The sequence below is a fragment of the Nostoc flagelliforme FACHB-838 genome, assembly GCF_014698065.1.
GTDB lineage: Bacteria > Cyanobacteriota > Cyanobacteriia > Cyanobacteriales > Nostocaceae > Nostoc > Nostoc flagelliforme_B.
In genome coordinates this window covers 1-6,660 of the sequence record NZ_JACJSI010000330.1, presented here as the reverse complement: position 1 = coordinate 6,660, position 6,660 = coordinate 1, and the positions used below count along the sequence as shown (strand labels likewise).

4 protein-coding genes and 1 pseudogene are annotated in these 6,660 nt (G+C 35.3%); 2 read left to right on the top strand and 3 right to left on the bottom strand.

Annotation, left to right across the window (positions count from 1 at the left end; translation table 11 throughout):
- Positions 1-142 precede the first annotated feature (142 nt).
- Positions 143-631 (top strand): CHAT domain-containing protein, encoded by a 489-nt coding sequence (locus H6G97_RS42590; RefSeq protein ID WP_242055977.1) that lies wholly within the window; start codon positions 143-145, stop codon positions 629-631.
- On the opposite strand, the gene H6G97_RS42585 is transcribed toward H6G97_RS42590, so the two are convergent.
- The 3 genes from H6G97_RS42585 to H6G97_RS42575 all read right to left on the bottom strand — a co-directional run bounded on the left by H6G97_RS42585 (position 592) and on the right by H6G97_RS42575 (position 5,019).
- The gene (locus H6G97_RS42585) at positions 592-1,392 is read right to left on the bottom strand and encodes a hypothetical protein (RefSeq protein ID WP_338421964.1); all 801 of its coding nucleotides are present in this window, start codon (positions 1,390-1,392) and stop codon (positions 592-594) included. The genes H6G97_RS42590 and H6G97_RS42585 overlap by 40 nt on opposite strands.
- Positions 1,393-1,630: 238 nt before the next feature.
- The gene (locus H6G97_RS42580; RefSeq protein ID WP_190946578.1) at positions 1,631-3,583 is read right to left on the bottom strand and encodes a protein kinase domain-containing protein; all 1,953 of its coding nucleotides are present in this window, start codon (positions 3,581-3,583) and stop codon (positions 1,631-1,633) included.
- Entirely contained in the window at positions 3,580-5,019 is a 1,440-nt protein-coding gene (locus tag H6G97_RS42575; RefSeq protein WP_190946577.1) for a helix-turn-helix domain-containing protein, read from the bottom strand. The genes H6G97_RS42580 and H6G97_RS42575 overlap by 4 nt, the downstream gene beginning before the upstream one ends.
- A gap of 1,094 nt (positions 5,020-6,113) precedes the next feature.
- Here H6G97_RS42575 and H6G97_RS42570 point away from each other — a divergent pair.
- Positions 6,114-6,660 (top strand): annotated as a pseudogene (locus H6G97_RS42570) (hypothetical protein); the annotation flags it as partial.

Sequence of the window (6,660 nt, the reverse complement as noted above, 5' to 3'; positions counted from 1 at the left end):
TGGCGGGTATGATGCATTTGATAGATGCTGGTTTATCATTGTCTACTTTTACACTTACATCCTCGCACGTATTTTCTCTTAATCTTTTTCAAAAATCAAATAGGATTCCTATATAGAAAAACAAACTAATTCGTCAGTAGCCTTGTTAGACAAGAAATTTACCCTTAAAAGGTTTAAAGAAGAACTAATTAAAAATAATTTTCCTATTGTACATATTACTACCCACGGTCAATTTAGTTCTGACCCACTCAAAACAGTACTAGTTGCCTATGACAAGCTAATTAATATTAGAGACTTTGACAGCTTAATCAGAGGTAAAACTGAAAATAGTCAAGATGCAATTGAGTTACTTGTTCTCAGCGCCTGCGAAACAGCTAAAGGCAACAAGCAGTCAGCAATGGGTATTGCGGGAATGGCAGCCCAGGCAGGAGCGCGTAGTACTGTTGCTACTTTATGGCGCGTGGAAGCCCATTCTACCGCTTTGCTTATGGAAGAATTTTATAAAGGTTTGAACAATGGCTTGCCAAAAGCAGAAGCACTACGTCAGGCGCAATTAAGCTTACTGTCAAATCCTAAATATAAGAAGGCTTATTATTGGGGTGGGTTCCTCCTGGTTGGAAGCTGGTTGTAAAATTCTACTAATTTGAGCCCCGATCGGGCTTTTTGCAACTCTTTGGAATTATTACTGCTTTTCGCTAACTCAGATGCCTTGATGTATTCGGGTTTAGCCTCCTTTGGCAACTTGGCCTTCAAATAGCGATCGCCCAGTACTCTGTGAAAAGTCGGATTTAGGCTACCAGTTGCTGTTGCCGTTTTTAACATTTCAATTGTTTCATTCAAAAGATTTTCTGCCGTATAAATAGCATCTACGTCTTGAATAGTTTCATCTGGAGGTAGCCCTAAGTCTTTGATGCGTTTAATCTTTTGTGCAATTTGTTCTTGGGAGGCTACAGACAATACGTCCACAAAGGTTTCATCATAACTAAAGACTTCACCATCTTTATAAGCAAAAACATATATTGTATATGGAGTCCCAGGTTGAAATTCTTTTTCATAACTTGGATAGGCAAGCCGAGTTTGATTTACAACTTTTTCCCACCCAAACTCGTAACTTTTTACTTTGACTTTGTAAGAAGTCGCACCTTTAACAGCAGTCCAAGTTATTTCTGGACGGGAATTCAATGTTGATGTGCTATAAGGAGAAATGATTGTTAGCTCATCGCTCCCTTCTGTGCCACCTTTTCGTATGTGACACGCATTAGTATTGGTTGGATTGCAAGTAGACAAGGCTTTGTCAGGTTCTGCACATTTATCAAGAGGAATAGTTCCACTAGATAAATTTAAAATATTTCCAGAACTAAAGCATAAAAATTCTACATAATCACTATTCACAACTTCTATTGTATCTCCCTTACAAATTAAGCTCCCTGCTTCAAAGTGCTTGTTACCCTTACTTATGATCCTTCCTAGTGGATCACAATGAACCTGATTTCTTCTTACTCTTATGAGCGGGACATTTGCTAGCAATGGTAGAGGAATTAGTATTAGAGAAGTTAAACAGCACATTCCCCCAAAAAACATCAGCTTTTTCATTGTTTTACAAACATAAATGGCTTGAGTGAGCATCTTATCATTTATCAAGTATGCGATCTAGCAGTTCTTGTCTCCAGCGAAACACTTCTGGTAAACTAGATTTAGTCAAGATGCAAGCATCTATATAAGCTCTGGCGTAATTAAATTGACCTAATGATTCTTCTAGTTGAGATAGCAAACAATATGCATCTGTTCTTTCGCTATCTAACTTTGTCGCTTTTTCTAGATATTTTTGTGCTTCAGTTAACTTATTTTCCATTAACCTTGCCCATCCTAAATCTTTATACAACGATGCTTGTAATTCCCGATTATTAGTTTTCTGCAAACCTCTTAAAGCTAAAGTAGCTGCTGCTCTATGATCCCCCTTTTTATTTTTCAATCTTGCTAAAGCCGCAACAGCAAACATAGCTTGACCGCTACTTTTAATAGCAATTTTATATTGCTTTTCTGCTAAATCATATTCTCCCTGTCCATCATAAAAATTACCTAATCCGTAATGTGATTCCCATTTATTAGGTTTTAACTTAAAAATTATTTCGTAAGTTTTTTTAACACAATTATAGTCATATAACTGCTGACACGCAATTGCTAAATTATTATAAGCAGTATCGTCTTTCGGGTTGTACTTTATAGCTTGTTCGTAGTTCTTTCTAGCAATTTTTGGTTCATTCTGATGACGAAATCCTTGCTCAAAATAGAAACTGGAGATTGAATAAGTTAACTCATGATTAAAAGTCATTGCTCCTTGAAAGTTTTTATCAGCTTGGGCTAACTGATTTTCTGCATAAGCTTTTTTAGCTTGGATTAGAAGATAATCTCCTACTACAGTATTTAATTTAGAATTGAATCGAACTGCTTTTTTAAAATCATTTTTAGCTTCATCAAATTTATTTTCTTGGTAAGCTTTCTTTCCTTCATTCAAATAATAATTTGCTACCAAAGGCAGAGAGCTATATATTATACCAACTAAACCGAAGATTCCGAATATCCCTAAACTAATTTTAAATAATTTTGATTTAATTAATCGCTCAATTTTTGTTTGAAGTGGTAATCGTTCTAATCTCTGAATTATTACTTGAGTACTTTGTGGCCGTTGCCCTGGAAAAGGAGCCATCAAATCATCTATCAAATCAGCAATATTTTTATCTATATGCTGTGCTTTATCTCTCCAAAGTAATCTTCCTGTTTCATCATCGCTCTTAATCTTAATCAAAGGAATCCCAGTTACTAAATATACCAAAGTTCTACCGAGTGCATAAAAATCTGATTGTGGTACTGCTTGCCCATTAATTTGCTCCAAAGGAGAGTAACAAGCTGTCCGAACAGTGGTTACTTCATAACCCAGACTAGTACCCGTGCTAATTCCTCCACTAGTACTAACTTTTGCCAAATATGTTTTTGTAATTTCTCTCGCACCTCCAAAATCAACAAGTGCTAGTTCTCCATTCGGTTGACAAATAATATTTTCTGGTTTTATATCTCTATGGAAAAAACCAGAACGATGAACTAGGTCAAGAATCTCAATTAATTGAAACAACCAATTGTATGCTAGTGTTTCCGTAATTTTTCCATAAGATTCTATCCACTGCTTTAAATTCTTTCCTTCAAACTTTTGCATTACTATACAAGGCAGCTTGAGGAAATCATCATTTAATGTAAAAGTAAAGTAATCTTCTCTATGAGACTTAGGAATTCCAGGATGCTTAAGGCTTTGTAATATTAGAGCTTCCCTATGAAATAACTCTGCGTATTTAGTATCATCATTCCAATACAATACTTTCAGTATTCTTGTTTGAGATTCTGACGAATGTATTCCAATATCTTCTACCTCAAATACATCCGTATAATTAAATTTGTTATGTATAAATGTTAACGGGCGTATTAAACGAATACGCCCATTGATTAGTAAGGGATTACCACAAGATAAACAAATTTCTTGCTCGTCAGGATTGTGGCGTTCCTTACAAAAAGGGTTTATACAATAACTCACAAAATATTAACCGTTTGTGTAGATTTTTTGGGTTTATTGGACTTTTCATCAATTAGCCCAAGCGGATCAATTAAGATGTATTTTTTAATGACTGGCTGTAAAGTATACCTAGTTTCTTTTTTGTCCGGATCATTGCTCCTTTCAACTAATGAGCGTTGTTCTAATATATCTATATCTGCCATAATTTCAAAAACAGATAAATGTAAACCTAATTGATCTTTTAGATCATCAATGAGTTTAGTGAAAGGGATAGGAGTTGAATCTTTTTCTAATTCCTTCGCTAAGTAAATTAATATTGTTTTTTGAAGATTATTCAAGAAACCATTTGGCTCAAATTGCTTGTGTAGCATTGCTTGAAATCGAGAACTAATTACAGTAGTTCTATATTCAAAAAAACTTTCAATGTTTCCTCCAAAGAAACGATGAATTTTCTCTGCAACTGCCTCTAGATCTGATGGATTACCTCTATATATTTCAATTAGTTTTTTGCATTCATCTCCAGATAATCCTTTTTCATAGAGCATCTGCATGGCTGCAATGGGATCTAAACCTTCCAACTTCCAATATAGAAAAGGTAAATTAGTTGTTACATGGGTAAACTCTTTTAAAGGTATTTGGCTTGTAACAATTGTGCAGCTATATTTTTGTTCCTTTGCTAATTCAATAAAAAACTTTTTATACCCCATCGTTTTTTTTAAACTTTCTGATGAAGCTAATTTTTCAAAACTATCTATTACTAATAAACAACGATGCAAGGATAGATGGTTTGATATTAAAGAAATTTTATAATCCAAACTCTTACTAGTACCTTTCTCTATATTTAAAAGCTCAACTAATTCATTAACTAATTGCTCTATAGAAGAAGAATTATCAGCTTCTTTCCAAACAACATAATCGTATAAGCTTGGGTTCTCAAAAATTATTTCTTCTACTAACTTGGCTGCAAAATAAGTTTTACCAATTCCACCAACTCCTACTAAAGTTATACAACGCTGATTAAAAAGTCTAATTTGGTTTTTTAGACACTTTAGGTCTTCTTCTCTACCACAAAAAGATTTTAATTTAGGAAAATCTCCGTAAAATTTAGTTTTGCCTACTAAAGAATCGCTATTCAGTTTAGATGCTTCAAGTTGGACATAATGTTTTTTGATTTGTTTAAGTAAAATCTCTTTGAAGTGTGTTTTTTTTACCTTCACTCCACCGAGGGCTTCTGACAGCATTAACCATAATCGGGGGCCTACCTTCTGTTGCAAGTAATACGTATTGTATTCAGATTCACGCGCTATGTCAGTATAGTCTTTACCGCCCCATGACCCTTTGATTATAAGCTTTTCGGCTCCTGACAGACGAGTTCCCGTATGCTGAAGCACTTGTTCTTCCACAAATTTTAGTACTTCTTCTATGTCTATTGTGTCTAAATTATTACTAGCAACCATATTAGCTTGTATCGCAGGTACACTATAACTATAGTCAATAGTTTATATTCATTTTTACTTAAATTAAATATCTACATTTTAATAATTCTTAATTAGATATCCTATTTCCAAATTGTCTGTTTAAGCTATAAGATTAAAATGCTAAATTATACAGGTAGCAAAAGCACATCTTCTGTGTCTTCTCCCAATTACAGTCAAACTAAGTTATTGACAGACTTGACTGTATAGCCAATCAGTAGTTAATTCAGTAACTATCTACCCTTACTAATTAGCTTAATTAATAAGTTTACAGTTGCATTAGATTCAGTTATACCTCTAAGTGTTAAAGCCTAAGTCTGACATGAATACAGGTATAGCCGTTTAAGCCAAAGCCCCTTTTGCAACTGAACAATGCCGCACGCTATATGAGAATCTTACAAATTCTCAGACTATCTCTTAATCAGTTCTTAACGGAGGTGGCAAGATTTAAAGTAAAAAATCAGGATAATGTTAGATTCCAGACGGACATAACTTCTGTACAATCAAGCTAGTTAAAAGGAGGCATAGAGGTGAAGAATTTACAAAAATACGCACATTTAACGCAAAAAGCGCCACTAAGGAGCGGCGCTTCGTGCGTTCTATAAAACCCATAGTTATCAAGAGCGGGGTTGATCTCGAAGGAACAAAATAAGTTGTCGTTGAAGTTTGGCGACCGAGACGACTACTAAATTTGTCCGAGAGTATAATCCGCGCTGCCAGATCCATTATAGGATCTGCCGCTTGGAAAGTCCATTCCTTGCGGTATGTTTTGGCTGTTAAAATTCATAAGTTTTTGTAAAGTTAACTTTTGTTAAGAATTATCCCGAATTTTGTAGTTAAAAGCAGTAGCAGCGCGAATAACAGTTATCAGTTACCAGTTATCAGTAGGAGTAGACCTTTATTTGATAATTGTTGACTGATAACTGATACAACCCCCTCTGAAGCTTGTCAACCAAGTTATCAGGGAAAAATATCGTGAAAAATGACTTATGCCCAATACACGTTGGTGTCGGGATTAAGGTGACATCAAATTTTTTTTCAAACCCCTCTCCTTGTGCTAATGACGGGAGAGAAATATGCTGACACTAGATAGAGAAGAAACCAAATCAGCACTTAATTACGATGATCTTAATAGCAGTATCAAAGACACCCTAGCTGTCATAGACCAATTTGAGTTGCAAGCAGTAGAACTCTTTCGCATCATGCATGACGAGCAGATATACAGAATCGCTGGGTACAAAAATTTCTCGAAATATTGTCAAGGCGAATTGTATATGTATGGCGGCTATCGGCGTATAAATCAACTCTTAGGGGCATCAAAAGTTATTGTTGCCGCAGGAGAGTTGGGGTTACAGATTAAAAATGAGCGCCAAGCCCGTCCTCTTTTGAGGTTAGTCAAAGAACCAGAAAAACTTATTGCTGCGATAAGACTGGCTTTGTCATCAAACCCAAACCCTAGCGAATCAGATTTCGCAGCTGCGGCTAATATTGTTGCTCCAATACCAAAAGGAAAAAAGCAATTCCTTCAGGAACCATTGGTTCCGAAAAATGCCATCACAATTTCATCACCAGAACATCCCCGTTATGGGCAATCGGGAGTTATTGTTGCAGACGCACCGAATA

Bases quoted from the DNA above. Each gene is read 5' to 3' on its own strand.
- H6G97_RS42575 (WP_190946577.1), bottom strand. From the start codon at position 5,019: ATGGTTGCTAGTAATAATTTAGACACAATAGACATAGAAGAAGTACTA.